We start from the raw sequence: 26,534 nt of genomic DNA on the forward strand, positions 1-26,534 counted from the left end.
ATCGGTTCGGACAGGACACAACCATATAGCGCGCAGGCAGAATGGAACAAGGCAGCACGAATGACGTTGAACCCGACATCCATGGTGGTTCAATGACAAAACGCTTTGCTGGCCTGAAGCTCCTGGCACCTATGGCGCCAGGTTCGCCTCAATTAATCAAGTACCTCGATGCAGGGCCCGTCCCGGGTCGCATGCTGGTGCTTGCGAAACGATTGCAGGCGGCTCTGGATGATAGAAAATGGAAAGCAGCTTCTCTGCATCCTAAACTCCCTTCGAAGAAAGGATGACGACGTGCGCGATCTGCGGGGATTGCATATTCTGATTGTCGAAGACGAATGGGCGATGGCGGGAGATCTCGCACGGTTTTTCGGCAACATGGGCGCCATCATCCTCGGACCCGCGGCAACCGTGGAGCAGGCGGCCGAACATACCGACCAAGCCGAAGCTGCGATCCTTGACATCAATCTCAACGGCCGACACGTGTTTCCGATCGCGGACAAGTTGATGCACCGTGGCATCCCGTTCGTGTTCTTCAGCGGCGACAACGACATCGCCATTCCGGAACGTCTTCGCTACGCCAGCAATTTGCGAAAATCCTCGGGCAGCAAGGCCGTGTTCAACGCCCTTTTTCCAGCGCAGGGGTCGGAACAAGCGGACATCGCCTTGCCCCCTTCGCCAGAAGACGTCTTTAGCCTTTTGCCCAAACTGCGCCTCGCGGCGCGTCTTCTGCTGGGAGACGTCAACGCATCGGACCGGCTCGTCGAGAGAGCACTCGAGCAAGCCATCCGGGACATCGACCAAAGGCAGCTTGGCCAGTCCACTGAAAACTGGCTCAACGACATCATGCGAGAGGTGGCGAAAGCCCGCGGCGCAAAGCTCATGCATTGAATTTCATCCTCCGAGCCCGAGGCTAAGTCGCTCCCTTGGGGTTGCAAATGGAGCCGTCGATTGTTCCAGCGAATTCCAAGATTTTCTGGAGTCCGGCTGGATCGCCCGCAGGCTGGCGTTCTCAACCCTTGCGCTCACGCTCGACGAATTTGTTGAAGCGGCTGGCTTTTCCGTCGCTGGTCTTGGCCTGATACAGGAACGCCAGATCATTCTCGTCGAATATCCGGAAGAACTCGTCCCAATCGACGGGGTCGAATGCTTCCTCGGGCTCGCCGAAGTCGATCCGCAGTATGCCGCCCTCGCCCTTGGTGCGAACCACCGCCGGCCGGCCCTGCCGCTCCTCGGCCCATTTGCGAATTTCGTCGTGATTGGTGGTCGTCTGAGACTGCGACATTGAAATCTCCCTTGATGATTGGCTTCGCCGTAGCGGCGTCATGGCGGCCTCGAGCGCCCTAACAGTATTGCGGCGCCAATGTTCCACCATATGGGCCGATGGCGATGCGCTCGCTTCCGCCGACGCCCGCGAAGGGAACTTTGTTGAAGCACAGGGAACAAACCTTTTGCCGAAAAGTTCGGGGCGCCGAGGTCACTTGTCCGAGGAGTCGTCGTGAAACGCATATTGGTTACAGGAGGCTGCGGCTTCATTGGCCGCCACGTCACACAAGAACTCATCACTCAGGATTATTCCGTTCGCATTCTCGATGCCCTGCTGGAGCAGGTGCATGCGGGCGAAGCGGTCGCGCTTCCGCGCGGAGCCGAACTGCTCAAGGGCGACATCCGCGACCGCGAGGTCGTCGCCGAAGCGCTGAAAGGCGTCGACGCGGTCATTCATCTGGCGTCGGAAGTCGGCGTCGGACAATCGATGTACGAGATAACGCGTTATGTCGGCACCAACGATCTCGGCACGGCTACCTTGCTCGAGGCGTTGATCAAACACCCGGTCGAGCGGATCGTCGTCGCCTCCTCGATGAGCGTCTATGGCGAGGGCCTCTATGTCACGCCTCACGGCCGGCGCATCAATAACGCCCGGCGCAAGGCGAGCGATATCAAAAGCGGACAGTGGAATCCGCTGTCGCCGGAAGGCGAACCCCTTTCGCCGGTGCCGACGGACGAGGAAAAGCCGGTCGATCTCGCCTCGATCTATGCGCTGACGAAATACGCCCAGGAGCGCGCCGTGCTGATCTTCGGCGAAGCGTACGGCATCGATGCGGTCGCGCTGCGCCTGTTCAATGTTTTCGGAGCCGGCCAGGCGCTATCAAATCCCTATACCGGCGTGCTGGCCAACTTCGCTTCACGTCTCGCCAATGGGCAACGGCCGATGATCTTCGAGGATGGCGAACAGAAGCGCGATTTCGTTCATGTGCAGGACGTCGCCCGCGCCTTCCGCCTTGCGCTGCAGCAACGTCAGGCAAAGGGCCACGTCATCAACATCGGCAGCGGGCGGGCCTATGCGATCAGCGAAGTCGCACGTTTGCTGGCCGAGGCCATGGGAACCCCGAGCCGTTCGCCCGAGCTGCTCGGCAAGGCGCGCTCCGGCGACATACGCAACTGCTTCGCCGATATTTCCAAAGCACGTGAGCTGCTCGGTTTCGAACCGGGGCGCCGATTGGAGAATTCTCTCGGGGATTTCGTCTCCTGGGTACGCAACACGGTCGCTGTCGACCGCGGCGCCGAAATGAAGCGCGAGCTCGAAGATCGCGGGTTGGTGTCATGAGCCCGGGCGCACGCGACCGTCGCGAAGCGCCGGTCGCCATCGTCGGCGGCAGCGGCTTCATAGGATCAAACCTGGCCGACAGCCTGCTGTCGGATGGCGAGCCGGTGCTGGTGGTCGACAATTTCAGTCGTCCCGGCGTCGAACAGAACCTTGAATGGCTGGCCCGGAAACATGGCGACCGCCTTACCGTCGAAACCGTCGATGTGCGGGACGCCAATACCCTGGCGCCCGTTTTGATGAGATCCAGGGCGATCTTCCATCTGGCCGCGCAAACGGCCGTCACCACGAGCCTGGTCCGGCCGGACGAGGATTTCGACATCAACCTCCGGGGAACGTTCAACGTGCTGGAAGCGGCGCGACTGAGTGGTGAGCGCATCCCGGTGATTTTCGCCAGCACCAACAAGGTCTATGGCAGCCTCCCCGATGTCACGGTTCGCGAGGACGGCGACCGCTACATAGCTTGCGACAGCGCCATCCAGGCCGGCGGCATCGATGAGACCCGAGGTCTGGATTTCTGCACCCCCTATGGCTGCTCCAAGGGCGCGGCGGACCAGTATGTGCTCGATTATGCCAAATCATACGGCATGCAGACGGCGGTGCTGCGGATGAGTTGCATCTACGGTCCGCGCCAGTTTGGAACCGAGGACCAGGGCTGGGTGGCGCACTTCCTGCTCAGTGCCCTGGCGGGACGGCCAATCACCATCTATGGCGACGGCAGGCAGGTGCGCGACATCCTGTACGTCGCCGATGCGGTCGCCGCCTACAGGGCCGTGCTGGACCATATCGACATCACCAATGGCCAGGCATTCAATCTTGGCGGCGGACCAGAAAATGCGCTCAGCCTGCGTATGCTGTTGAGCGAGATCGGCGGCCTGACCGGCCGTGAGCTTTCGATCCGCCACGATGGAGAGCGGACCGGCGACCAGCCCTTCTTCGTCGCCGATACCCGCAAAATCGAGACCGCGCTTGGCTGGAAGGCACACGTCGCGTGGCGCGAGGGCATTCGCCATCTCGCCGACTGGCTGCAGCGCCACCGGCTCGAGCCCCATTCCGAAGCCGTGAGGTGCGTCGCATGAGAATAGCCCTGGTCAACCCCTCCTGGACGTATGACGACAGCATCTATTTCGGCTGCCGCCAACCGCATCTGCCGCTGGAACTCGGCTATTCCAAAGCCCTGCTCGAAGCGGCCGGCCATGAGGTGCTGCTGTTGGACGGCCAGTTGCAGAAGCTCGACAACTCAGGGCTCTACGAACGTGTGGCTGATTTCGCGCCTGCGATGACGGTCGTCAGCACCGCGCCGACCTATCTGTTTTGGCGCTGCGCACCGCCGGAGTTGCGCGTGCCGGCCGATTTCCTCAATCGTCTCGCCGGGCGCGGCGGACGCACGGCCGCCGTCGGGCCGCATGGTTCGGCGACGCCGGCGCCGACCTTGCGCAAGCTAGGCGTCGACATTGTCGTGCGCGGCGAATGCGAGGAAGTCGTCGCCGACCTTGCCGGGCGCGACAATTGGAGCTTGGTCCCCTCGACCGCCTATCTGCGGGACGCCAAACTGGTTTCGAACGGCGGCGTCCATGCCAGTGCGTTTGTCGATCATCCGCCGCTGGAATGGCCATCCGACTGGATCGCCGCCCATTCGCATCACCATCACAGGTTCGATGACCAACAGCATGGGTTCGGCGCGGAGGTCGAGGCGTCACGCGGCTGTCCGTACAGTTGCAGCTTCTGCGCCAAGATCGATTTCCGCGATGCCTATCGCCGCCGCAGCCACGAAGCGGTGGTGAGCGAAATCGATCGGCTGATCGCCCAAGGTGTCGGCTACATCTACTTCATCGACGAAATCTTCCTCCCCCAAAAAGCGTTGCTGGAGGCATTGGTCGATCGCGACGTGAAATTCGGCGTACAGACCCGCATCGATCTTTGGAAACCCGAGCTGCTTGAATTGCTGGGCGCGGCCGGCTGCGTATCCATCGAAGCCGGGCTCGAAAGCCTGACGGTGGAAGGGCGCGCCATGCTGGCCAAGCGCTGCCGGCTGGGCACCGAGGAACTTGCCGCGCTGCTTGTCAAAGCCAGACGCCACGTTCCCTTCGTCCAGGCCAATCTGATCGGCGTGGTCGAGGACGATCCGGCACTTGTCGATCACTGGCGAACCCACCTGATCGACAATGGCGTGTGGGCCAATGAACCCGTCCCGCTTTATCCATATCCGAGTTCGCCCAGCTATCGCGAGCTTTGGGGCGAACCCGACGATCTCGCCTGGGAGCGCGCCCATGACCATTATCTCACATCGTTCCAGAAGTTCAGCGACATCCAGGAGAAGCGTCCGCGTCCGCTGGCGGAACTGGAGGCGGCATGTTGCGGACACTGAGGCCGCGCAAACGGCGCATCCTGATGACGGTCGACGCCATGGGCGGAGTATGGCGCTATGCGCTTGACCTCGGCCGGGAACTGGTCAGTGGCGGCGACAGCATCGTGTTCGCCGGTCTGGGGCCGCAACCATCCAGGCAGCAGGCCGAGGAGGCGCGGACCTTCGCAACGCTGATCTGGTTGAACACGCCGCTCGATTGGATGACCCGCGACGCCGGCGATCTGGACGGCTTGCCGCGGGAGTTGCGTGCGCCGATGCGTGACCATGCCATCGACCTCGTGCACCTCAACGCGCCGACGGAGGCGGTGGGATTGGATGCGCCCTGCCCAGTCATAGTCGTTTCGCATTCATGCGTAACGACATGGTTCCATTCCGTCAGGGGACAGGCGTTGGACAGCGCATGGAGCTGGCAGAAAGAGTGCAACAGGCGCGGCTTCGAAAGGGCCGATGCGGTCATCGCGCCGAGCGGCAGTCATGCCCAGTTGCTTGAGACGTGCTATGGCCCGATCGCACGCCTCCACGTCGTCGGAAATGGCGCACGTCCGGTCCCGCACGTCGAACACCGCCAGCCGCTGGTCTTCGCCGCCGCCCGCTGGTGGGACGAGGGAAAGAACGTGGCGGCGGTCGACCAGGCCGCCTCCTTGACGCAATGGCCCATCTTTACAGCCGGTTCGATGCACGGCCCGAACGGCGAGCGTGCCACCGTCGACCACGCCGTTCCTCTCGGGGCACTGCCGTATGACGAGGTGCGCTCCTTGATGGCCCGCGCCGGCATTTTTGTATCGCCATCGCTCTACGAACCGTTCGGCCTGGCGGCGCTGGAAGCGGCTATGTCGGCAACGCCCCTGGTGCTCTCGGACATCCCGACCTATCGCGAATTATGGGACGGGGCCGCGATGTTCTTCGACGCGCGCGACCCGCATGATCTGGCTGCCTGCATCAATCGCCTTTCTAGCGATGCCGGGCACAGGGGGGAACTCGGTCAGGCAGCCCTCCGCCGCAGCCGCAGGTACACGCTGGCGAGGCAGGCAGTGGCCATGCGCGATGTCTACGAAAAGGCGGCGCTGGCCGTGGCTGAGCGCTGATCATGCGCTTCCTGTTCTACACCCACTCCCTCGTCTCAGACTGGAACCACGGCAATGCCCATTTCCTTCGGGGCGTCATGCGGGAGTTGGTAGCCCGCCGGCATCAGGCCATTGCTCTGGAGCCGGCGGACGGTTGGAGCCGGTCGAGCCTGCTGGCCGAGAAGGGATCCTACGCGATCGAACGTTTCCGCAAGGATTTCCCCGAATTGATGCCGGTGACCTATGATGCCGGGTTCGACCACGAAGCCTGGATCGCCGAGGCCGACGTGGTGATCGTCCACGAATGGACCGACCCGGAGCTTGTCGCTCGTATAGGCCGTGTCCGGGCCGGTGGCGGCAACTTCATCCTTCTGTTTCACGACACTCATCACCGGGCCGTGTCGGCCGCCGAAGCAATCTCGGCGCTCCGTCTGGAGCATTATGACGGCGTTCTCGCCTTTGGCGAAGCGCTGCGCGAGAGCTATCTGCGCGCCGGCTGGGGCAAGCGTGTCTTCACCTGGCATGAAGCGGCGGACGATCGCCTGTTCAAGCCCCACCCGGAGATCCACCGCACGTCCGATCTGGTCTGGATCGGAAACTGGGGCGACGACGAACGGACCGCCGAACTCAGGGAGTTTCTGATCGAACCGGTGCGCGATCTCGGCCTTGAGGCCACTGTTCACGGTGTGCGCTATCCCAAGCCGGCACTTGCCGACCTGGCCGCCGGTGGCCTGTGCTACGAAGGGTGGATCGCCAACGCCGAAGTGCCCAAAGCGTTTGCCGCGCATCGTGTCACGGTGCACATTCCGCGGCGCCCCTACCGTGAAAGCCTGCCCGGTATTCCAACGATCCGCATGTTCGAGGCCCTCGCCTGCGGCATCCCGCTGATTTCAGCGCCATGGTCGGATGTCGAGCAGCTTTTCAGACCCGGCGTCGACTTCCTGTTTGCCGAGGATGGCATCCAAATGCGGCAACACATTCAGGCGGTGCTGGCCGATTCCGATTTCGCAACCTCCCTGGTGGCCTCGGGTCTTGAGACCATCCGTTCGCGACACACCTGCCGGCACCGCGTCAACGAGTTGTTCGACGTGCTGTCGCAATGCACGAATCGGCACACCGCTCACCCGACCGCCGCAAAGGAAGCCGCCGCATGAAGATCGCATTCTATGGATCGAGCCTTTTGTCGTCCTATTGGAACGGTGCCGCGACCTATTACCGTGGCTTGCTGAAGGCGCTTTCCCAACTGGGCTACGAAATCACCTTCTACGAGCCCGACGTCTATGACAGGCAGAAGAACCGGGACATCGAGGCGCCGGAATGGTGCACCGTCGTCGTTTACGAGGCGACCGGGCATGCCCTGATACAGGTGGCGGCGCGTGCGGCCGAGGCCGACATCGTCGTCAAGGCGAGCGGCGTCGGTTTCGAGGACGAGGCGCTGCTGCGCGCCGTCCTGGACCACGCCCGCAGCGATGCGCTCACGGTATTCTGGGACGTGGATGCACCGGCCACGCTCGCCCAGTTGCGCGGGGAGCCGGACCACCCGCTGCATCACGCGCTGCAGGAAATCGACCTCGTATTGACGTATGGCGGCGGCGATCCTGTCGTTTGGGCCTATCGTGCCATGGGCGCAAACGAGTGCGTGCCGATCTATAACGCGCTCGATCCAGAAACGCATCACCCGGTCGCCGGCAATGCCCGCTTTGCCTGCGATCTGGCATTCCTCGGCAACAGGCTGCCGGATCGTGAAGCACGTGTGGGATCCTTCTTCCTCGATCCCGCGAGCCAGCTGCCGCGACAACGGTTTCTGCTCGGCGGATCGGGCTGGGGCGACAAGCGGCTCCCCGCCAATGTCGACTGGCTCGGCCATGTCGGGACCCGCGATCACAACGCCTTCAATGTGACGCCAAAGGCCGTGCTGAATATCAGCCGCGACAGCATGGCGGCCAATGGTTTTTCACCGGCCACGCGTGTCTTCGAGGCGGCAGGCGCCGGCGCCTGCCTTATCACCGATTCGTGGTTGGGCGTGGATCTGTTCCTGAAACCCGGCGAGGAAATCCTTGTGGCGCGCGACGGTGGCGATGTCGCCGAAATCATGCGGGCGCTGACCCCTGGTCGGGCAAAGGCAATCGGCCAGGCCGCACTTCGCCGCGTTCTCGCCGACCATACCTACGCGTTGCGGGCGACCGTGGCTGATGAAGTCTTCAAACGGCATTTGACGCATGGGACCGTGGAGGCAGCTGAGTGACCACGCAGTTGAATATCGTTTTTCTCGGCCTGTCGCTGTCCTCGTCCTGGGGAAACGGCCACGCCACCACCTTTCGAGGTCTGCTGAAGGGCCTTCACGATCTCGGCCACCGCGTTACTTTTCTGGAGCGCGATGTGCCGTGGTACGCCAATCACCGCGATTTGCGCGATCCGGATTTCTGCTCCTTGCGCTATTACGATACCGTACAGGAACTGCAACGCGACTACGCACGGTGCCTGCAAGAGGCCGACGTCGTGGTCATCGGTTCTTTCGTGCCGGAAGGGCGCGCAGTCATCGACATCGTCGCTTCACTTTGCAAGGGACAATTCTGCTTTTACGACGTCGACACGCCTGTGACTCTGGCGAAGCTGTCGGCGGACGATTGCGACTATTTGAGCTGGCGCCAGATCCCCTACTTCGACATCTATTTCTCTTTCGCCGGCGGCCCAGTGCTTACCGATCTGGCGCAGACCTTCGGTGCGCGTCGCGCCGAGCCGCTCTACTGTTCGGTCGATCCGGAACGGCATTACCGCACCGCGGATTCGATCCGCTGGGATCTCGGCTATCTCGGCACCTACAGCATGGACCGACAGGCCACGCTGAATGCGCTCCTGCTCGAGCCTGCACATCGCATGCCGGATCGGCGTTTCGTGGTGGCCGGCTCGCAATATCCCTCCGACCTCGACTGGCCCGACAACGTCGAGCGGATCGAACATTTGTCGCCGGCCGATCACGCCGCATTCTACAGCCGTCAGCGCTATACGCTGAACGTCACACGCAGTTCCATGATTGCCGCGGGATGGTCGCCCAGCGTGCGACTTTTCGAGGCCGCCGCTTGCGGCACGCCGATCATCAGCGATCGCTCGCCAGGCCTCGACAGTTTCTTTCCCGCATCGACGATCCACACCGCCAAGAAGTCGGATGATGTCGTCGCGATTCTGTCCCGGGAATCGGCTCGTACACGTCTCGCCATGGCAGACCGGGCACGCGAACTCGTCCTTGCCTCCCACACCGGTGTGGCCAGGGCTCGCGAATTCATCACGGCGCTTACGCAAAAAGGGACGGTGGTCCTCGATCTCAATATCGGAAGTGCAGCATGACCGGCAGACAGGAGAAAATCGCGATGCGACAAACAAAAAAAGCGCCAAGGGCAAAGACGGTGCTCGTTGCCGGTGGCGCGGGCTTCCTCGGATCGCATCTTTGCGAAGCATTGTTACGCGATGACTGGCGCGTGATCTGCGCCGACAATTTTCTCACCGGGCGCATGGAGAACATCAACGCGATCATGGACCATCCGGGTTTCCGGTTGATCGAGCAGGATATCTGCCGTCCGTTGCACCTTGGTGAGCCGGTGGACCGCATCTTCAACCTGGCATGCGCCGCGTCACCGCCGCGTTACCAGGCCGATCCGATCCACACCACACGAACCTGCGTCATCGGAACGTTGAACCTGCTTGAACTCGCTGCTCGCAAGGATGCCCGATTGCTGCAGGCCTCCACGAGTGAAGTGTATGGCGATCCGGAACAACATCCGCAGAGGGAGGATTATGTCGGCCACGTGAACTGCATCGGCCCACGCGCCTGCTACGACGAGGGCAAGCGCACTGCCGAAACACTTTGCTTCGACTATCTGAGAGCCGCCAACGCCGATGCTCGTGTCGCACGTATCTTCAATACCTACGGGCCGAGAATGGACCCGGCGGACGGCCGCATCGTCTCGAACCTCATCATGCAGGCCTTGGAGAAGCGCCCGCTGACGATCTTCGGCGACGGCTTGCAGACGCGATCTTTCTGCTACGTCTCCGATCTGATCGATGGGTTGATGCGTCTGATGGATATCGCTCCGAATCCGGGAAAGCCGATCAACCTGGGCAATCCCGGAGAATTCACCATTATGCAGCTGGCGGCATTGGTGAAGGCGATGACCGGCACCAAGTCGGACATGACGTTTCTGCCGCTGCCGCAGGACGATCCTCGACGTAGGCAGCCTGACATATCGCGCGCGAAAGAACTGCTCGGCTGGACGCCGAGAGTGCCTCTCAACCAGGGGCTCGCGCGGACGATCGACTATTTCGCTTCGCTCGAAGGCGGCCAGATCGGCGATGAAATACCCGGTCGCGCCACAAGGGCGAGGGCTATGTCAGGCGGGCTGCAGAACCTCCCTGCCTGATAGCCGGCACCGCGGCCTCTGCCCATCGAACCGCGGGAACATCCGCTCCAGCTTGTGGTTTGACGACAGGACCAGATATGGAGGACGTCATGCAACCCAAGCGATCCGCGACGGACATCGACAAGATGGCGGAACGGGAAATGGCTGCTTATTTGCGGCGAGCCTCGATCACCTATCTGGAGTGCTGCGTCAGCCTGATGATGACGCATCTGCAGCGGGAAGAAGTGGCCGCTATTCTCGAGCAGGAAGCAGACATGCTGCGAAGGCTGGATTGATGGGCCACGCCCTGGCGTGATCCGGGCCAGATAGCGCGTGAACTCCGCGGCAGTCTCTGTCTGGGCAGCCGTGCATGATCCAGCGTGGTGCCGCGAGACATGCGCTCGGGTCGCTCCCTCCTTAAGCTGTCGTGCACTCTCGGTCCGCTTGTGGTCACAATTTTTCAGTCGAGCAAGGGAACATTCCGGCAGGGTGGCGGTTCGGCGCAAGGAACTTACCTTTGAACAGCATAGGGCGGCAGTTTCGTGGGATCGAAAAAGATTCGTGTTGGCATCGTTGGAGTCGGCAATTGCGCGTCGTCCTTGGTGCAGGGTCTCTCCTATTATCGTGATGCGAAAAGCAATGAACCGGTCCCGGGCCTGATGCATGTCGATCTCGGTGGCTATCACGTCGACGACATCGAAATTGTCTGTGCATTCGATGTCGCCAAGAGCAAGGTTGGTCGCGACGTCGCGGAGGCGATCTACGCCGCCCCGAACAACACATTCCGTTTTGCCGACGCACCGACGACCGGTGTTCGCGTCGAGCGCGGGCCGACGCTCGACGGGATCGGCAAATATCTGCGCAACGAGATCGAAGAGGCGCCAGAGCCGGTTGCCAACGTCAGCGGGATCTTGCGCGACAGCGGAGCCGATGTGCTGGTCTCCTACCTGCCGGTGGGTTCGGAGGAGGCGACGCACTTCTATGCTGAATGCGCGCTCGAGGCCGGCTGCGCCTTCGTCAACTGCATACCGGTTTTCATCGCCTCGCGTCCGGAATGGCGGCGGCGCTTCGAGCAACGCGGGCTGCCACTGGTAGGCGACGACATCAAGAGCCAGGTCGGCGCGACGATCGTGCACCGGCTGCTGGCTAATGTCTTTCGCGAGCGCGGCGTGCGCATCGATCGCACTTATCAGCTGAATTTCGGCGGCAACACCGACTTTCTTAACATGTTGGAACGTGAGCGGCTGGAATCGAAGAAGATCTCCAAGACGCAAGCGGTGACCAGCCAGCTGGATGTTCCCCTGGAGCCCGGCAACATCCATGTGGGACCCAGCGACCATGTGCCTTGGCTCACCGACCGCAAATGGGCGTACATCCGTGTCGAAGGCACGACCTTCGGCGGCGTGCCGCTTAATGCCGAGCTCAAGCTGGAAGTGTGGGATTCGCCCAATTCAGCCGGCGTGGTGATCGACGCGGTGCGTTGCGCCAAGCTGGCGCTCGACCGCGGCATCGCCGGAGCGCTCACGGGTCCTTGCAGCTACTTCATGAAGTCACCTCCCGAACAGTTCACCGACGCCGAAGCCCGACAGCGGACGCTCGCTTTCATCGCCGGCAAGGACGAGCCTTTGCTGGATGCCGCGGAATGACGACGACGTTCTTCTTGATCCGCCATGCTGCGCACGACAATGTCGGCTCTTATCTTGCCGGGCGCATGGCCGGCGTTTGCCTTGGCGAGACCGGAAAAGCTCAAGCAGAGCACCTTGGCGGGCGCATGGCCCGAGAGACAATCGCCGCCGTCTTGTGCAGCCCACGCGAGCGCACGCAGGAGACGGCGCTACCGGTTGCTCTCGCCTGCGGTGTCGGTGAAATCGCGATCCGCGCCGAACTCGACGAAATCGACTTCGGCGACTGGTCTGGAAAGACCTTCGATGAATTGAATGACGACGCCGGTTGGCGGGCGTGGAACGACCAGCGGCAGGAGGCAAGGACACCGAGCGGCGAGACCATGCTGGATGTCCAGCAGCGCATCGTCTCGCTGATGAACGACGTCCGCGAGCTGCGTCAGAACCAATGCATCGCCCTGATCAGCCATGCCGACGTTATCAAGGCCGCCGTCTGCAAGGTGCTCGGCTTGTCAGTCGGCGATTGCTTTCGCTTCGACATAGATCCCGCCTCGATCACGACGATCGTGTCGGGCGACTGGGGCTCAAAGCTCCTGCGAATGAATGAAGTTGCCTGACGAGGAAATTCCCCATGCGGATGGTCATTTTCGGTCTCACCGTTACATCTTCATGGGGGAACGGCCATGCCACGTTATGGCGCGGGCTGATCCGCGCCCTCGCCCGGCTGGGCTGGTCCATCACCTTTTTCGAACGCGACACTCCCTACTATGCCGGGACCCGCGATCTGGATCAGCTCGACGGCGGCAACGTCGTCATCTATCCGGACTGGGAGGACATTCGCCGCGTCGCGGAACGGGCAATGAAGCAAGCGGATGTCGTTGTCGTCACCTCCTACTGCCCCGACGCCGTCGAAGCTTCCCGCCTTGCCCAGCAGGCAAGTCGCGGGCTGCGCGTCTTCTACGATCTCGACACTCCAGTCACGCTTGCCCGCGTCGAACACGGCGAGCGTCCGCCCTATTTCGGACCAGAGGGCCTTGCCGATTACCATCTCGTCCTGAGCTACACCGGCGGCTCGGCGATCGAGGCGCTGAAGACGGTTCTGGGTGCGCGTCACGTAATGCCGCTCTATGGGCATGTCGATCCGGACAGGCACCGGCCGGCAGAGAAGCGGGCCGAATTCGCCGGCGATCTGTCATATCTCGGGACCTACGCGGCAGATCGCCAGGCCGGCGTCGAAAAGCTGCTGGTCCGCCCGGCCATGCGCCTGCCTGATCAGCGCTTCATCATTGGCGGCGCGCAATATCCGCAGGAATTCCCGTGGAGCGACAACATCTTCTTCGTCAGGCATCTGCCGCCCGCCGACCATCCGGCGTTCTTCTCATCGTCGCGGCTGACGCTCAACGTCACGCGGGAAGCGATGGCGCAAAAAGGCTGGTGCCCGTCGGGACGGCTCTTCGAAGCGGCTGCGTGTGGGGCTGCCATCGTTACCGATGCATGGCCAGGCCTCGCGGACTTCTTCGAACCCGGCCGCGAAGTCCTGCTGGCGCATGACACGGATGATGTGGTCGCCGCGCTGCAATTGCCGGAGCTTGAACTCGACGGCATCCGAAGGCGTGCCCGCGAGCGGGTCTTGAGCGAGCACACTTCCGCCAAGCGTGCAGCGGAACTGGATAAAATCCTGGTCGACGCCTCGCAAAATCCGGTCGGCGAACCGATGGAGGAAGCAGTCTGATGTTGGGCATTGTGCCCGCTGCCGGACGTGGCAGCCGCATTCAACCGCTCGGTTTCTCGAAGGAGCTGCTGCCGGTTGGCAGCCGGATCGACGGCCAGACCGAACGTCCCTGCGCAGTAAGCGAGTATCTGGTGCGGCGCATGGTGAAGGCCGGCGTCGACAAGATCTGCTTCATCATCGGATCGGGCAAATCCGACATTCTGGAATACTACGCAGCCGGCTACGGCGACGCGACGGCCCTCTTTGTGGTGCAGCCCAACCCCGTCGGCCTCTGCGATGCGATTTTCCGGGCAGTGCCCCTCGTGGCGTCAGACGAGGTCGTCCTGGTCGGTCTTCCAGATACGATCTGGTTTCCCGAGGACGGTTTCTGTCATTTGCCCGACGATCAGCTTTCATTTCTGCTCTTCCCCGTTGACCGCCCGGAATTCTTCGACGCCGTCTGCACCGAGGACGACGAGCGCGTGATCGAAATCCAGGTCAAGCGACAGGATGCCTCCACGAACTGGGTTTGGGGCGCGTTCAAGATGCCCGGTCATATCCTGCATCGGCTTGCGGTACTGTGGCGCGAGCGGGACCGCCGTGACGAATACATCGGCACATTGATCAACGCCTACCTTGCGGCCGGCGGTGTGGCCCACGGTGTCAAGGCTGGGTCCGCTTATGTCGATGTCGGTACCTTCAACGGCTATCGCACAGCCCTACGGTTGCTTGAAGACGGCGTCCCATCCGCCCCTCACCAGCCCGCCGCGATCATGCCCGGCACGCACTCGCATGTTCCCGTTGTCCCCGGCGAAGGAGGCTGACCATGTTGCATTCCCAAGCCGAAATCCGACGACGCATCGACGCGCTCGGCCCATGGTTCCACAACATGGAACTGGCCGGCGTCGAAACTGCACCCGACCACTTTCTCGGCAATTACCCCCTGATCAAATGGCTCAAATTCGCTGACGCCATACCTGCCGATCTGGCCGGCAAGACCGTGCTGGACATCGGCTGCAATGCCGGCTTCTATTCAATCGAGATGAAACGGCGAGGCGCCGCCCGTGTCCTCGGCATCGATTTCGACGAGGGCTATCTGGCGCAGGCCCGCTTTGCGGCCGAGATCGCGGATTGCGAGATCGAATTCCAGAAGCTATCGGTCTACGACGTTGGTGCCCTGCGCGAGACATTCGACGTCGTGCTGTTCATGGGGGTGCTTTACCATCTGCGCCACCCCTTGCTCGCGCTCGACTTAATCCGCGAGCACGTCGCCGGCGACATGATGATTTTTCAGTCCATGCAACGCGGCAGCGCGGATCTGTTGGAGCTGGAAGAGAATTATCCCTTCTGGATGCATGATCTGTTCGACCGGCCAGAATTTCCCAAGCTGCATTTCGTAGAGCAACGCTACGCGGATGATCCGACCAACTGGTGGATACCCAACCGGGCCTGCACCGAGGCGATGCTGCGCAGCGCGGGTTTCGAGATCGTTCTGCATCCCGAACAGGAGGTCTATTTCTGTCGCGCGGCCGGCGATCCGGCCGGCGGCGGCGCAATTTACCCTTCGAAAGGAAAGCTCCATGATTGAAGCCGCGATGATCTGGAACGAGCCCAACAACAAATCGCACTGGGACCCCGAGCTCGACCCCGATTGGAGCCGCTTTGCCAGGATGGCAATTCTGTCGGCGGATGCGATCGCATCCGAGAACCCGGCCCTGGCAAAGGTGCTTGGCGGCATCTCGCCAATAGACCCCGACTTTATCGCGCACATGAAGGGATTCGGCGTACTGGACCACGTCGACGCCGTTGCGGTACACGGCTTTCCTCTTGACTGGAACTTGTGGCAAATTCAGGAATGGCCGCAGAGGATCGGCGAGATCGCAACCGTCACCGATCTTCCCATCTGGGTCAGCGAAGTCGGCATATCGACCTTCGGGGCCGAGGAAATACAGGTCTGGGGCCTCAAGCGCACCGCCGAATTGCTGCTCGGCAACGCACCACGAATTCAGTGGTATAGCCTCTACGACCTTCCGCGCGAATGGGGGGCAACGACGCGGCATCGCGAAGCGGAGGGCTCCTCCTATTATCGTCATTTCCACATGGGGCTGCTGCGCCAGGACGGTACGCCGAAGCCGGCGATAGAAGAATTCCTGCGCCACACACCTGCAATGGGGCTGGTACAGTGGTTTCATTTCGAGGACCCCCGACTGGACGACGCCGTCGCATGGATGAAGCGGCTCGGCGTCACCAACGTGCGCACGGGGCTTTCCTGGGCCGACAGCTTCAGGCCGAATGCGTTGGACTGGTTCGACCGACAGATGGAAGCCCTCGCCCCTTTCGATGTCACGGTCACCTTCTGCTTCACGCCGGAACATCGTGGAATGATGCCTCACCACACCAGCCCTCCACTGGTGCCCGAGGAATTCGCTGAATTCTGCGCATCGATGGTCCGCCGCTACGCGCCCAGCATGACGTCCGACTCGCTTCCGACGCAGCGGGCCTCGGCGGCGTGAGGCTCTCATGCGATCCGGTCCGCGATCAACGGATGCGCTGACGGAAATCGTGGCCCGCGGTTGCCACGCAATTCGCCGCAATTCACTGCCTTCGAGCTTCGAGGACATGCGGCCGGTCGCAAGCGCCCTCGCCCATCCCTCACAATCGCTCGGCCGGCCATGACGCTTACCGTCCTCAATGTCGCCTATCCCCTCGCGCCTGTGGGACCGGACGCGGTCGGAGGTGCCGAGCAGGTCCTGTCGATGCTCGATCGGGCACTGGTTCACGCGGGTCACCGGTCTGTCGTCGTCGGCTGCCGGGGTTCCAGCGCGAGCGGCACCCTTCTGGAAACACCGGCGGAACGCGGCGTGCTCGACGAAGCGGCAAAGGGCCGCGCGCAGCAGGCTCATCGGACCGCGATCGCCACGGCCCGCGCCACTTGGCCGATCGACGTGGTTCATCTGCATGGCATCGACTTCGACGCCTACCTGCCAGCCGATGGCCCGACGTTGGTGACCCTTCACTTGCCATTGGACTGGTATCCGGCCGAGGCACTGCGCCCGACGCGCGACGACCTGTGGCTCCACGCCGTCTCGGCTGCCCAGCAGAAAACCGCGCCTCCCGGCGCCAGGCTGGCGGCGCCAATTCCGAATGGCGTCGACATAGAGGCGCTCAGTCTGCCGCTAGCTAAGCGCGACTTTGCACTGGTTCTGAGCCGGGTCTGCCCGGAAAAGGGCATTCACCTGGCGCTGGAGGCAGCCAAACGGGCGGGTGTGCCACTGGTTGTCGGCGGCAAGGTCTATCCCTACGAAATGCACACGCGGTACTTTCGCGACGAGGTCCAACCTCGACTCGATGGCCGCCGCCGCTTCCTTGGTCCGATCGGTTTCACCGCCAAGCGACGCTTTCTCAACGCAGCGCGCTGTCTGGTCATCCCGAGCCTTGCCGCCGAAACCAGTTCACTTGTCGCCATGGAGGCACTGGCCTGCGGCACGCCGGTCGTGGCTTTTCCAAATGGCGCGCTTCCCGATGTGATCGAGCATGGCAGGACCGGCTTTCTCGTCAACTCTATCGACGAGATGGCCCAAGCCATCATTGCGGCACCCAGCCTGGACGCCGAGGCATGCCGGACCGAGGCGCGGCGGCGGTTTTCGCTGCAACGAATGATCTCGTCCTACATGGATGCCTATCAAGCACTGGCGCGACTTGGCACCGATGCCGCGCGCCTCGCCACCACACCGTGAGCGAGCCTGTGCTGCGTAGCGAGATCATCGATGATCCGGCGCAATTCGATAGCCTCGCGCCGCACTGGTGGAAACTGTGGGAGCAGAGTTCTTCCGCGACGCCGTTTCAATCTCCCGCCTGGCTGGTGCCATGGTGGCGTACATTCGCGCCGGGCGACCTGGCGACGGTCGCGGTCTGGCACGGAGGCGATCTGTTGGGACTGGCGCCGCTCTATCTCGAGCACGGGGTCGCGGGCTCGAAATTGCTTCCGGTCGGGATTTCGCTCAGCGACTATCTGGACATCCTGTGTGTTCCCGGCACCGAAGCCCTGGTCGCAGCCGCAATTGCTGAAAAGATCCTCTCGGTTGAATGGTCGCAATGGGTCTTGTCGGATTTGCCGCAAGACGCTGCCGGTCTTGCCATGATCTATCCCGACCTGAAGGCCGGGCGGCCAGGCCTTCATGGCGTTTGCCCCGTGCTCGCTCTCGCCGGCGACGAAACCCTTGCGGGCTGTGTGCCCTCCCGACGAAGGCGCCAGTTGCGACGGGCGCGACAGGCCGCAGCCAGGCGCGGCCGGACCGCGTTGTCGTCGGCACGCGGCGAACCCCAAACCTTCCTCGATCAGTTGATCCGCCTTCACGACGCGCGCTGGGCCGGACGCGGAGGTGGTGTGTTGGCCGACGTCGCCGTAAAGCAATTCCACAGGCACTCGCTTCCCTTGCTCGACGCTCGTGGCCTTGCCCGGTGCTGGCTGCTCGCAATCGACGGCAGAACCGTCGGCGTCTATTACGGCTTTCATCATCGCGGTCGCGCCTATGCCTATCTCGGGGGCTTCGACCCTGCTTATGCCGAAGAGAGTCCAGGCGCGATCCTGATCGGCCACGCGATCGAGGAGTCGATCCGCGAGGGGGCGCATGAGTTCGATTTCCTGCGCGGTCAGGAAGCCTACAAATATGGCTGGGGCGCCATCGACAGGTGGACGATGCGCAGGGTCTGGACGCGGAATTGATACCATGATCGCGACCGGCCCAAAATCGGCCCAGCGCCGGACAGCGATGAGATCGGCCGTCGAAGACTGCATGAAGGATGGCGTTTGCGCCGAAGCCGTCATCGCCAGGCTGGCGCTTTACCTACAGACGAGGATCGGGGCGGCGGAATTGGCGGAGATCGTGCTGGATATCATCCCGTCGGTTCCTCAATACGCGGACAGACTGCAAGAGGTAGCCGGGCTGCTTCGCCGCAATCCAAGCGCATTCGCCTTGTTACGGGCCACGGGCGCGGCCGTTCGGCACGCACGCGACGAGGACGAGACAGATGCCGCTGTCGTCACGCGATTGGCATCGAGCTTCGATGCGGCGGCAGCGATTTCGGGAACAGCAAGCGTCCAACTCGCATCCCTCGGCGATGAGGACAGGCTGTCAGGCACCACCGACGAAATCGCTGCATGGCTCAAAGAGCAGGATTTCACCGGCACCGGCCGGGACGTCCTGGACATTGGTTGCGGCATCGGCCGTTTCGAAGGTGCGCTTTCCAACTCCTTCAACCGGATGGTCGGCATCGACATATCCTCGCGGATGATCTCCATCGCCTCTGAGCGGTGCGCCGCGCTGGGCAATGTCGAGGTGCGGCGAACCTCCGGTCTCGACTTGACCGAATTCGACGACAGCAGTTTCGATTGCGTGCTGGCGGTCGACTGCTTTCCTTATCTCGTTCTGGCCGGCATGGCTGAGCGGCATTTCGAGGAGATTGCACGCGTTCTGAGACAGCCGGGGTGGCTGGCCCTGCTGAACTATTCTTATCGCGGATCGCTTTTTTTGGACCGCGCCGATATCAGTCGTCTGGCCGAAGCTCACCAATTGCGGGTCGTCATCAATGGCGAGAAGCCGTTTCGGTTATGGGATGGCGATGCCTTCCTGCTTGCTCGCGGCGGCGGAACATTACCGCGCACCGCCAGTTCGGACGTCGAACCAGAAGCGCTGAAGAACGTCACCGATCCAAAGGAGAAAGTCATGGCATCCGGCGACAAAAAACATTTCGGCCGCGGCACACAGGGCAAGGGTACCGGCGCCGGCGCGATGACCGACCTGCCCAAGGACAAGGTCGGAGAAAACGCCGTTTTGTCCAATCGCGACAAGAAGCAGCACAGCGAGGAGCGTGGACTGGATGGCAATCGCATCAAGTCCGATCAATATCAGGACCATGCCGCGAACCAGTTGCCGAAGGATTGAACGCCGTCACACCGCATTCTTGGCCCGCGGCGACATGGGGCTAAGGAAATAAATCTGTGCAAGCCTAGCCAGTCGTCGGTGAACTATCCGCAAGGCTTTGATCTGGTTTCCTAATCGGCGAGGAATGCGGGAATAGCGTTGCAACATTTGCGGTGTCTGGTTGCCGTTTTCTTGCAATTCGATTTGACGATTCCCTTGTGCGCCGATGCGTGATTCACTCGTTTTGGCGGGCGAATCGAGGGGACGGCGAATGTCCAGGCCACGCGAGAAGCGCGAGACGGGAGAGCAGGACCTGTTCCGCTCCAGGCTCGATCAGATCATCAACATGAAGCACGAGTTGGTGCGGCTGGCGCAGGCGATCGACTGGCCGGTGCTGGAGGAGCGTTTCGGCGCGGTCTATTCGGACGGTCCTGGCATGCCGCCCTTGCCGACGCGACTGATGGCGGGCCTTGCGATCCTGAAGCACACTTTCGACTTGTCGGACGAGGAGCTGTGCGCCCGCTGGGTGGAGAACCCCTACTTCCAGTATCTGTGCGGTGAAGAGTTCTTCCGCCACGAGCTCTCCTTCGAGCGCTCATCGATGACGCGCTGGCGCCAGCGCATGGGCGAGGAGCCGATCACGGCGCTCCTGCAAGAAAGCCTGGCGGTGGCGGTCAAGAGCGGAGCGATGAAGCCGGCCGATACGCGCCGGGTGATCGTCGACACGACCGTGCAGCCGAAGAACGTGATGTTCCCCACCGACGCCAAGCTCGTCAATCGGGCGCGCGAGCGGCTGGTGCGGCTGGCCAAGAAGGCGGGGCTCGATTTGCGCCAGACCTACGTGCGGGTCGGCAAGCTGGCGCTGATCAAGCACCAGCGCTACGCGCACGCCAAGCAGTTCAAGCGGGCCAACAAGGCGCTGCGCAAGCTCAAGACCTATCTCGGCCGCACCATTCGCGACATCTCCCGCCGGATCACCGGCCAAACGGACCTCGAGGCGAGCTTCAAGTGGCCGCTCTACCAGGCCTCGGCGGTTCTGGAGCAACGTCAGCGCCAGCGCGGCCGCAAAATCTACAGCCTGCACGCCCATGAGGTCGAGTGCATCGGCAAGGGCAAGGCGCATGCCCCTTACGAGTTCGGCGTCAAGGTCTCGATCGCCACGACGCTCGAACGCTCGAAGGGCGGCCAGTTCGCCCTGCACGCTCAGGCACTGCCCGGCAATCCCTATGACGGCCATACGCTCGCGACCGTTATCCCCGACATGGAAAAGACCATCGGCAACGAAATCGGCCGCATCCTCGCCGACGCCGGATATCGCGGCCACAACGCACCTGAAAGCCACAAGCTCAGGGTCTTCACCGCCGGCCAGAAGCGCCGCGTCACACCTGCCATCAAGCGTCAGATGCGCAGGCGATCGGCAGTCGAACCCGTCATCGGCCACATCAAGGCCGAGCACCGCATGGGCCGCAACTACCTCGCCGGCGAACAGGGCGACGCCATCAACGCCATCCTCGCCGCCGCCGGCTACAACTTCTCGCTCCTGATCAAATGGTTCAGGCTGCTTTTGTGGCTTCTCATCACAGCACTCCAAAGCCGCCCCAGATCCAGCGCAGCCTGACCCACTTCATTGTTCACGGACGACTAGCCAGCAACCGTGCCGGCGGCGAACCTCACCTTGTAATGTCGAGCATTCGTCACCACACTACGACCAAGGGACTGCTGTCTATCAAGAGAATATGATGTCTCGTTCGAGCGATGATACGGTGGACCCAGAATTCGGTCTGGCTATGGATCGGGAGATCACTTCTCTCCTATCTGCGATTGAGCAGGAAAGGATACCGGACCGGCTGACCAAACTGGCGATGGAGTTGCAAAACGCGCTGGTCGAGAGACGTAAACGTCACGTGAAGAACTGACTATCTGCGGCTGTCACCGTCGATATCGAGCTGACCGTCCGACAGATGGTTTCGCCTTTCCACCAATGTCTGCAGCGAACTCTCCCCAAGCAATTCGAGAACGTTGGCCCGGGCACGGTTTAGCCGACTTTTGACCGTCCCCACCGCGCAGCCACATATCTCGGCCGTTTCCTCATAGCTCACCCCTAGAACACCGATCAGCATCAGAACCTCGCGTTGGTGTTCGGGTAGCTTTTGAATCGCGCGGTGAACTTCCTTGCCCTGAACGCTCCATTCCTGGGTGGCTTCCGAAGTCGGTTTGGAAGATGCACAGTCGAGCAGGCCTGGCGCTTCCCGGGCAGCGATCTTTATCCGGGTGTAGTAGGTGTTGCGCATGATGGTGAAGAGCCATGACTTCATGCGTGTCCCGGGTTCGAACTTGTCGATATTGGCGAGGCCCTTGGTCAGTGTCTCCTGCACCAGATCGTCGGCATCATCGGGGATACGGCAGAAGGTACGGGCGAAAGCCCGCAGGGCGGGGATCAGCTCAACGATGGAAACTTCATTGGTTTCCTGGTCGCCCAAGAGGTAGCCTCCGGATGACAATGGTCCAGCTCCCAGAAGAAATAGTGTATGAACGCAGCCTGCTAAATGCATGGAACTTTGGTTCGTTCCTCGTGCTGGAGACGACTCTTCAGAAATTCCGCAGGTCGAAATAGCTGTCTTCCAATCAGTGGATATCATCGCGCGGAAGGCGCCTCTTTTGAGTAGGGGTCCTCGCACTCACAAGCGTGTCAACGACGGCTGATCGCCGATGTTTCCTCACATCTGAAGACACTTCATGCCCCCCGAAATGTCCCCCACAACTACAGAAGCCCGCTTGGTGCAGACGCTCCATGACCCTTGCGGTTACGGTTCGGGATGAGCGGGGTTCCCCGGCAAGGCGCCCGGCGGCCGCTTTCCAAGATGTCACGATTTCAATCAGATTGCCTGCGAGCAGATGAGTTTCTGGGCAACCCGCAATTCGGTTGCGAACTGCAGGCGATCGATTTTGCCCAAGCCGCGGAAACGATGGGGGAAGCGGTTTTCGCATCAAGCGGGGCCGATCAGATCGAGACCGTGCTCGACGAGGCCTTCGCAGCCGAAGGTCCTAGCGCTGGTCGGTGCCTATGAACCGCTGATGCCGCCCAGGATGCCTCCCGACTATCCCAAGAACTTCCGCAAGGCTTTGCCACAGACGCCGGCACGAACGCATTGAAGAACATATCGGCCGAGAGCCGTCGAAGTCGATGATGGACGCCTAGATGGTGGCTTCTTGTAGACTGTTGCATGAAGGAAGCCGATGCGCAAACGCCAGTCCGGCAGCCGCCCATGCAACTGCTGGCCGCCACGGGAGGGCGGATGGCGCCTACTTGATCGCCTGTCGGCTCATCCGAGCCTGCTGCAATCGCCGGCTCGGAAGGGCTTCCAAATCGTCGCCAACCGGAGAAGGTCCAGCCTTCGGCAGCGCTCCGAAGCACTGGCTCGTTTGTTGCAGTTCTGCATGTTCGACTTGCCCGGCCGCTGTTAGCGGCGGGGCTGGCTGTTCAAGGGCGGTTGATTGCTCGAGCACCGTCCCGATCGGTTTCGCCAGGCACATATTCGCCCGCATTTGCATCGAAGCGCAATCCCCGCGCGGGGCCAATGCCACAGCCGGGTCAATCGGCCAACGATGGCGCCGCCTCACAGTTCTGTTTTGTGGAGTGAGATGCAACATGTGTGAACGGGCCAATGCTGTCCCGGTCCTGGCATCGTCTTTCCAGCCCCGGTCACATCCTATGGCCACATTAGTCACAAATACGAGAACGCCGTCGGGCCTCTTCATCGCCTGCTGCGATCGCTTGTCGCGGAACCCGCGTTTTCGGCGGTCAACCCCATCCATCTGATAAGCCAGGGCATGGTCAAGCCCTGGACGAAAATGGAAAAGGCAACGACCGCAAATGCGGCAACGATTATTTCACCGCGCTCTGCAACGTTTTCAGGAAGTGCGAGCGCCAGGGCCAGGGCGAGCGCGCCGCGCAGCCCACCCCAGACCAAAACGTGCTGATAACGGGTATCCACCTTCAAGCGCGTGGCGGCAAGCAGGGCACCGAAGGGATAGATGGCCAAGCTCCGACCAAACAGCACGAGCACGACCGCGACTGCCGAGGTGCCTGCGAATATTCCAAGTGGCTGATGAGCTTCATGGCCGCCGATCAAGATGAACACGATCGAATTTGCCAGGAAGGCCGCGTACTCCCAGAATGCCAGAACGTGACTTCTTGCGTTGGCGGAAATAGCGCCTTTCCAACCGACATTGCCCACAATCAGGCCCGCCGTGAGAGTGGCCAGCACGCCGGACATGCCAAGATCCTCCGCAAGCAGGAACGAACCGTAAGCGACGATGGTCGTGAGGGTTATCTCAACAAGATGGTCTTCGGTCCGGCCGGCGATCAGAAGGAGCAGGGCTGCCACTGTCGCGCCGGAGGCAATCCCACCCGCGACCGTCCAGAACAGCGACCCGACAATGCTCAGGGGCGTTGCGTCGGCGCCTGCCAGGATTGCCGCCAGGATGCCGAAGCCAACCGCGGCTGCGCCGTCGTTGAGCAGACTTTCAGATTCGACAAGCAGAGCGAGGCGGGGTTGAACCTTCATCTCCTTGAAGGCCGCGATAACCGACACCGGATCGGTGGCGGCTATCAGCACGCCGAACAGCCCGGCACCGATCCAGGTCCATCCGAGCAGTAGATGCATGCCGCTCGCAACCACCGCAGCGGCTATCGCGACGCCGGGGAACGCGAGCAGAATGGTGACCGGCAGGTTCAGGCGAAAACGACGCCATTCGATCGCGAGTGCCGCCTGGAAGATTAGCGGTGGCAAAAACACTGTGAAAATCAAATCCCGACTGAGGGGGAGTGCGACAACGCCGGGCGTGAAGCCAAGGGCGATACCTGCCGCGACAAGCCCGACGCTGTAAGGAAGCCGCAGCCGTCTGGAAATCATCGCCACCAAAGAAGCGGTAAGCAGGATCATTCCCAGGGTGAGGATTGGAAGATCGTTCATAGCAGCCTCAGATACTATCTGGTCAACCTGGCGAGGCTCCACAACTAGGGAAATGAGCCCCTTTGGAAGCGCCGGCGTGAAGAAGTCGAGCAACTCGAATCGGAGACGTGCCGGCAGCACGCAGGATCTAATTCCGATGCGCTCAAGCCAATCTGGTCGCAGAAACGTCGCCGACCGCCCAGGAGACGCTGACGCTCCGCAAACCTCCGACCAGAGAGCGCTGCCCATGCGTCGCCTGGGCTCATTCTTGCCCGGAACCGGGGATCGAACAGCTCTTTTCAAAACTCAAGCACTGGCTGAGAAAGGCAGCAAGCCGCACCGTCCAAACCGTTTGCGACGCGATCGGCCAAATTCTCAACCGCATCACACCGACAGAATGCTCACACTATTTCGAAAACTCCGGATATGACCGAAACTAATCTCATCCCGCTCATAGCCTGACTGGGGACCGGCGTGCGGATCTGGGATCGTGGGACACAGAGGACATAGCCCGCTTTCTCAAGACCGGGCGTAATGACCGCACCACGGGGTACGGGCCGATGGCCGAGGTGATCAAGGATTCGACGTCCAAGATGACCGACGAAGATTTGCAGGCGATCGCAACCTATCTGAGGTCACTCCCGGCTACCGCGCTGGAAAGCACTGAGGTTCCAGACCAGGACGTCGTTCGTGCCGGACAGGCAGTCTATGCCGCCCAATGCTCGGCATGCCACCAAGCGGGGGCGTCGGCGTGAAAGGACTTTTTCCATCGCTCAAAGGCGACGGCATCGTCCAGTCCGACGGCCGCTTTCTCTCTTGCGCATCATCCTCAACGGCGGGCACGCTGCGTCCACGCCTGAAAGCCCGAACTCACTGGCGATGACGTCATTTGGATCAAACTTTCGGACGGTCGGATTGCGGCAGTCGCCAGCTGCCCGGGGCAGCAAGGCGGCGCGGTGACCTCAGACGAAGTGCGAGACCTGCGCAAGTCGGTCGAGTCTGCCGCGAGTTCCTATCAGGTGTTCTGCATCGACATCCGCGGTCGCGAGGATCGGATCAAGCATCTGGTTGCAGCGGCAGCGGACCATGGCTTGCGCCCGCCTACATTACTTCCTTTACGCCTTTTCTGAGGAGCCACCAATTAACGGGATAACTGGTTGCAAAGCCGCCCAGCATGGCCAGTTGCATCAAAAACCAGAACTCAGGCGTGTTGGCTTCCAGCCGTGTTCCGAAGGCCGGTTCAAAAATCAAAAGCTGCCCGAGGCCCATCAGGCCGTACATGCCAACCTGCCAGGCCGTCAGCGACAGAGCGTCGGCCTTGAGCGCTTGTAGCAATCCCTGCGTCACAGACAGCTGTCGCATCGGCTTGATGGTAAAATATTGGAAAGCTATGCCCAGGACAAAGGCGAAGATGTAGTCCAGGATCCAGATCGAAATCGTTCTTTCGGCAAACAGGCTTTTCCAGCCCAGCCACAACAGGACGGTCGGGAACGCAAGCGCCAGCGTCTCGGCGATGACATCGCCCACGGTGCAGCCGGCTCCGCAATGAAAAGCAGCCTTTGCGATCGCCATCGGCGAAAGAACCGGCTTGTCGGAGCCTGCCCTTCTTGCGCCGCCCGGCCGCTCCCCTCTGGCCTTCGAACCTGACCGGCCGGCATGCAGATAGACGAAAAGAACGAAGCCGGAACCGAAGAGGGCACAGACCGGCCAAACGAGGTTCATGATCCACATCTCTCGCGGATTTCGGAACTCGTCTAGTGCTATCCAGATCGAAGATAGAACGCCGGCCAGCAACGAAAGCAGGGACACCCAATGCAGCCATTCGGGGATCATCAGTTCCTCCTTCACTGTTCTTCGGGTCGAACTGTCGATGCGTCCTGTCGTTCTCCGGTCCGCC

At 61.7% G+C, this 26,534-nt stretch carries 27 protein-coding genes and 2 pseudogenes; 25 read left to right on the forward strand and 4 right to left on the reverse strand.

Going from position 1 to position 26,534, the window contains the following annotated elements:
• Window positions 1-41 precede the first annotated feature (41 nt).
• Both FJ970_RS24850 and FJ970_RS24855 read left to right on the forward strand, forming a co-directional pair.
• On the forward strand, window positions 42-287 hold the full coding sequence (locus tag FJ970_RS24850) for a hypothetical protein (protein ID WP_181178808.1): 246 nt from the start codon (window positions 42-44) through the stop codon (window positions 285-287).
• 4 nt (window positions 288-291) lie between these two features.
• Window positions 292-888: a response regulator gene (locus FJ970_RS24855; RefSeq protein ID WP_181178807.1), complete on the forward strand. Its 597-nt coding sequence runs from the start codon at window positions 292-294 to the stop codon at window positions 886-888.
• 121 nt (window positions 889-1,009) lie between these two features.
• Here FJ970_RS24855 and FJ970_RS24860 read toward each other — a convergent pair whose 3' ends face one another.
• Window positions 1,010-1,282 carry a hypothetical protein gene (locus tag FJ970_RS24860; RefSeq protein WP_140764717.1) on the reverse strand — a complete coding sequence of 91 codons (273 nt, stop codon included), beginning with the start codon at window positions 1,280-1,282 and terminating at the stop codon, window positions 1,010-1,012.
• A gap of 213 nt (window positions 1,283-1,495) precedes the next feature.
• On the opposite strand from FJ970_RS24860, the gene FJ970_RS24865 reads away from it, so the two are divergent.
• The 21 genes and pseudogenes from FJ970_RS24865 (at window position 1,496) to FJ970_RS24965 (ending at window position 21,598) form a co-directional block, all read left to right on the forward strand.
• Entirely contained in the window at window positions 1,496-2,602 is a 1,107-nt protein-coding gene (locus FJ970_RS24865) for an NAD-dependent epimerase/dehydratase family protein (RefSeq protein WP_140764714.1), read from the forward strand.
• Window positions 2,599-3,678 carry an NAD-dependent epimerase/dehydratase family protein gene (locus FJ970_RS24870; RefSeq protein ID WP_140764711.1) on the forward strand — a complete coding sequence of 360 codons (1,080 nt, stop codon included), beginning with the start codon at window positions 2,599-2,601 and terminating at the stop codon, window positions 3,676-3,678. Before FJ970_RS24865 ends, FJ970_RS24870 begins: the two co-directional genes overlap by 4 nt.
• The gene (locus FJ970_RS24875) at window positions 3,675-4,967 is read left to right on the forward strand and encodes a TIGR04295 family B12-binding domain-containing radical SAM protein (protein WP_140764708.1); all 1,293 of its coding nucleotides are present in this window, start codon (window positions 3,675-3,677) and stop codon (window positions 4,965-4,967) included. The genes FJ970_RS24870 and FJ970_RS24875 overlap by 4 nt, the downstream gene beginning before the upstream one ends.
• Window positions 4,952-6,052: a glycosyltransferase family 4 protein gene (locus tag FJ970_RS24880; protein WP_140764705.1), complete on the forward strand. Its 1,101-nt coding sequence runs from the start codon at window positions 4,952-4,954 to the stop codon at window positions 6,050-6,052. The genes FJ970_RS24875 and FJ970_RS24880 overlap by 16 nt, the downstream gene beginning before the upstream one ends.
• A 2-nt stretch (window positions 6,053-6,054) precedes the next feature.
• A complete protein-coding gene (locus FJ970_RS24885) occupies window positions 6,055-7,185 on the forward strand; it encodes a glycosyltransferase family protein (protein ID WP_140764702.1) in 1,131 nt (376 codons plus the stop codon).
• Window positions 7,182-8,276, forward strand: a complete 1,095-nt coding sequence (locus tag FJ970_RS24890) for a glycosyltransferase family protein (RefSeq protein ID WP_140764699.1) — start codon at window positions 7,182-7,184, stop codon at window positions 8,274-8,276. The genes FJ970_RS24885 and FJ970_RS24890 overlap by 4 nt, the downstream gene beginning before the upstream one ends.
• Window positions 8,273-9,376, forward strand: coding sequence for a glycosyltransferase family protein (locus FJ970_RS24895; protein WP_140764696.1), 1,104 nt, complete (start codon window positions 8,273-8,275; stop codon window positions 9,374-9,376). Before FJ970_RS24890 ends, FJ970_RS24895 begins: the two co-directional genes overlap by 4 nt.
• A gap of 23 nt (window positions 9,377-9,399) precedes the next feature.
• Entirely contained in the window at window positions 9,400-10,446 is a 1,047-nt protein-coding gene (locus tag FJ970_RS24900) for a UDP-glucuronic acid decarboxylase family protein (RefSeq protein ID WP_140764765.1), read from the forward strand.
• Window positions 10,447-10,523: 77 nt separating this feature from the next.
• Window positions 10,524-10,721, forward strand: coding sequence for a hypothetical protein (locus FJ970_RS24905; protein WP_224597712.1), 198 nt, complete (start codon window positions 10,524-10,526; stop codon window positions 10,719-10,721).
• 246 nt (window positions 10,722-10,967) lie between these two features.
• A complete protein-coding gene (locus tag FJ970_RS24910; RefSeq protein WP_140764693.1) occupies window positions 10,968-12,071 on the forward strand; it encodes an inositol-3-phosphate synthase in 1,104 nt (367 codons plus the stop codon).
• Window positions 12,068-12,664, forward strand: a complete 597-nt coding sequence (locus FJ970_RS24915) for a histidine phosphatase family protein (protein ID WP_140764690.1) — start codon at window positions 12,068-12,070, stop codon at window positions 12,662-12,664. The genes FJ970_RS24910 and FJ970_RS24915 overlap by 4 nt, the downstream gene beginning before the upstream one ends.
• Before the next feature lie 14 nt (window positions 12,665-12,678).
• Window positions 12,679-13,779, forward strand: a complete 1,101-nt coding sequence (locus FJ970_RS24920) for a glycosyltransferase family protein (RefSeq protein WP_140764687.1) — start codon at window positions 12,679-12,681, stop codon at window positions 13,777-13,779.
• Window positions 13,779-14,582 carry a sugar phosphate nucleotidyltransferase gene (locus FJ970_RS24925; protein WP_140764684.1) on the forward strand — a complete coding sequence of 268 codons (804 nt, stop codon included), beginning with the start codon at window positions 13,779-13,781 and terminating at the stop codon, window positions 14,580-14,582. Before FJ970_RS24920 ends, FJ970_RS24925 begins: the two co-directional genes overlap by 1 nt.
• Before the next feature lie 2 nt (window positions 14,583-14,584).
• The gene (locus FJ970_RS24930) at window positions 14,585-15,346 is read left to right on the forward strand and encodes a TIGR04290 family methyltransferase (protein WP_140764681.1); all 762 of its coding nucleotides are present in this window, start codon (window positions 14,585-14,587) and stop codon (window positions 15,344-15,346) included.
• Entirely contained in the window at window positions 15,339-16,271 is a 933-nt protein-coding gene (locus FJ970_RS24935) for a beta-xylosidase (RefSeq protein ID WP_140764678.1), read from the forward strand. The genes FJ970_RS24930 and FJ970_RS24935 overlap by 8 nt, the downstream gene beginning before the upstream one ends.
• Window positions 16,272-16,430: 159 nt before the next feature.
• Window positions 16,431-17,495 carry a glycosyltransferase family 4 protein gene (locus tag FJ970_RS24940; RefSeq protein ID WP_140764675.1) on the forward strand — a complete coding sequence of 355 codons (1,065 nt, stop codon included), beginning with the start codon at window positions 16,431-16,433 and terminating at the stop codon, window positions 17,493-17,495.
• The gene (locus FJ970_RS24945) at window positions 17,492-18,484 is read left to right on the forward strand and encodes a GNAT family N-acetyltransferase (protein ID WP_140764672.1); all 993 of its coding nucleotides are present in this window, start codon (window positions 17,492-17,494) and stop codon (window positions 18,482-18,484) included. The genes FJ970_RS24940 and FJ970_RS24945 overlap by 4 nt, the downstream gene beginning before the upstream one ends.
• A gap of 70 nt (window positions 18,485-18,554) precedes the next feature.
• Window positions 18,555-19,214 (forward strand): annotated as a pseudogene (locus tag FJ970_RS24950) (class I SAM-dependent methyltransferase); the annotation flags it as partial.
• Between the two features lie 270 nt (window positions 19,215-19,484).
• Entirely contained in the window at window positions 19,485-19,703 is a 219-nt protein-coding gene (locus tag FJ970_RS24955) for a hypothetical protein (RefSeq protein WP_027144326.1), read from the forward strand.
• Window positions 19,704-19,953: 250 nt separating this feature from the next.
• The gene (locus FJ970_RS24960; protein WP_227791903.1) at window positions 19,954-21,300 is read left to right on the forward strand and encodes an IS5 family transposase; all 1,347 of its coding nucleotides are present in this window, start codon (window positions 19,954-19,956) and stop codon (window positions 21,298-21,300) included.
• Window positions 21,301-21,421: 121 nt separating this feature from the next.
• Window positions 21,422-21,598 carry a hypothetical protein gene (locus FJ970_RS24965; protein ID WP_181182874.1) on the forward strand — a complete coding sequence of 59 codons (177 nt, stop codon included), beginning with the start codon at window positions 21,422-21,424 and terminating at the stop codon, window positions 21,596-21,598.
• Here FJ970_RS24965 and FJ970_RS24970 read toward each other — a convergent pair whose 3' ends face one another.
• A complete protein-coding gene (locus FJ970_RS24970) occupies window positions 21,599-22,162 on the reverse strand; it encodes a sigma-70 family RNA polymerase sigma factor (RefSeq protein WP_140764462.1) in 564 nt (187 codons plus the stop codon).
• A gap of 394 nt (window positions 22,163-22,556) precedes the next feature.
• Here FJ970_RS24970 and FJ970_RS24975 point away from each other — a divergent pair.
• Window positions 22,557-22,881, forward strand: a pseudogene (locus FJ970_RS24975) (pyruvate oxidase); the annotation flags it as partial.
• Between the two features lie 556 nt (window positions 22,882-23,437).
• On the opposite strand, the gene FJ970_RS24980 reads toward FJ970_RS24975, so the two are convergent.
• The gene (locus FJ970_RS24980) at window positions 23,438-24,658 is read right to left on the reverse strand and encodes a cation:proton antiporter (RefSeq protein WP_140764464.1); all 1,221 of its coding nucleotides are present in this window, start codon (window positions 24,656-24,658) and stop codon (window positions 23,438-23,440) included.
• A 539-nt stretch (window positions 24,659-25,197) separates the two neighbouring features.
• Between FJ970_RS24980 and FJ970_RS24985 the strand changes: the two genes are divergently transcribed.
• The gene (locus tag FJ970_RS24985) at window positions 25,198-25,392 is read left to right on the forward strand and encodes a c-type cytochrome (RefSeq protein ID WP_140764467.1); all 195 of its coding nucleotides are present in this window, start codon (window positions 25,198-25,200) and stop codon (window positions 25,390-25,392) included.
• Between the two features lie 346 nt (window positions 25,393-25,738).
• Here the strand turns inward: FJ970_RS24985 and FJ970_RS24990 are convergent, their stop codons facing one another.
• On the reverse strand, window positions 25,739-26,470 hold the full coding sequence (locus FJ970_RS24990; RefSeq protein WP_140764469.1) for a DUF4396 domain-containing protein: 732 nt from the start codon (window positions 26,468-26,470) through the stop codon (window positions 25,739-25,741).
• Window positions 26,471-26,534 lie beyond the last annotated feature (64 nt).

Source organism: Mesorhizobium sp. B2-1-8 (genome assembly GCF_006442545.2).
In the GTDB taxonomy this organism is placed as follows: domain Bacteria; phylum Pseudomonadota; class Alphaproteobacteria; order Rhizobiales; family Rhizobiaceae; genus Mesorhizobium.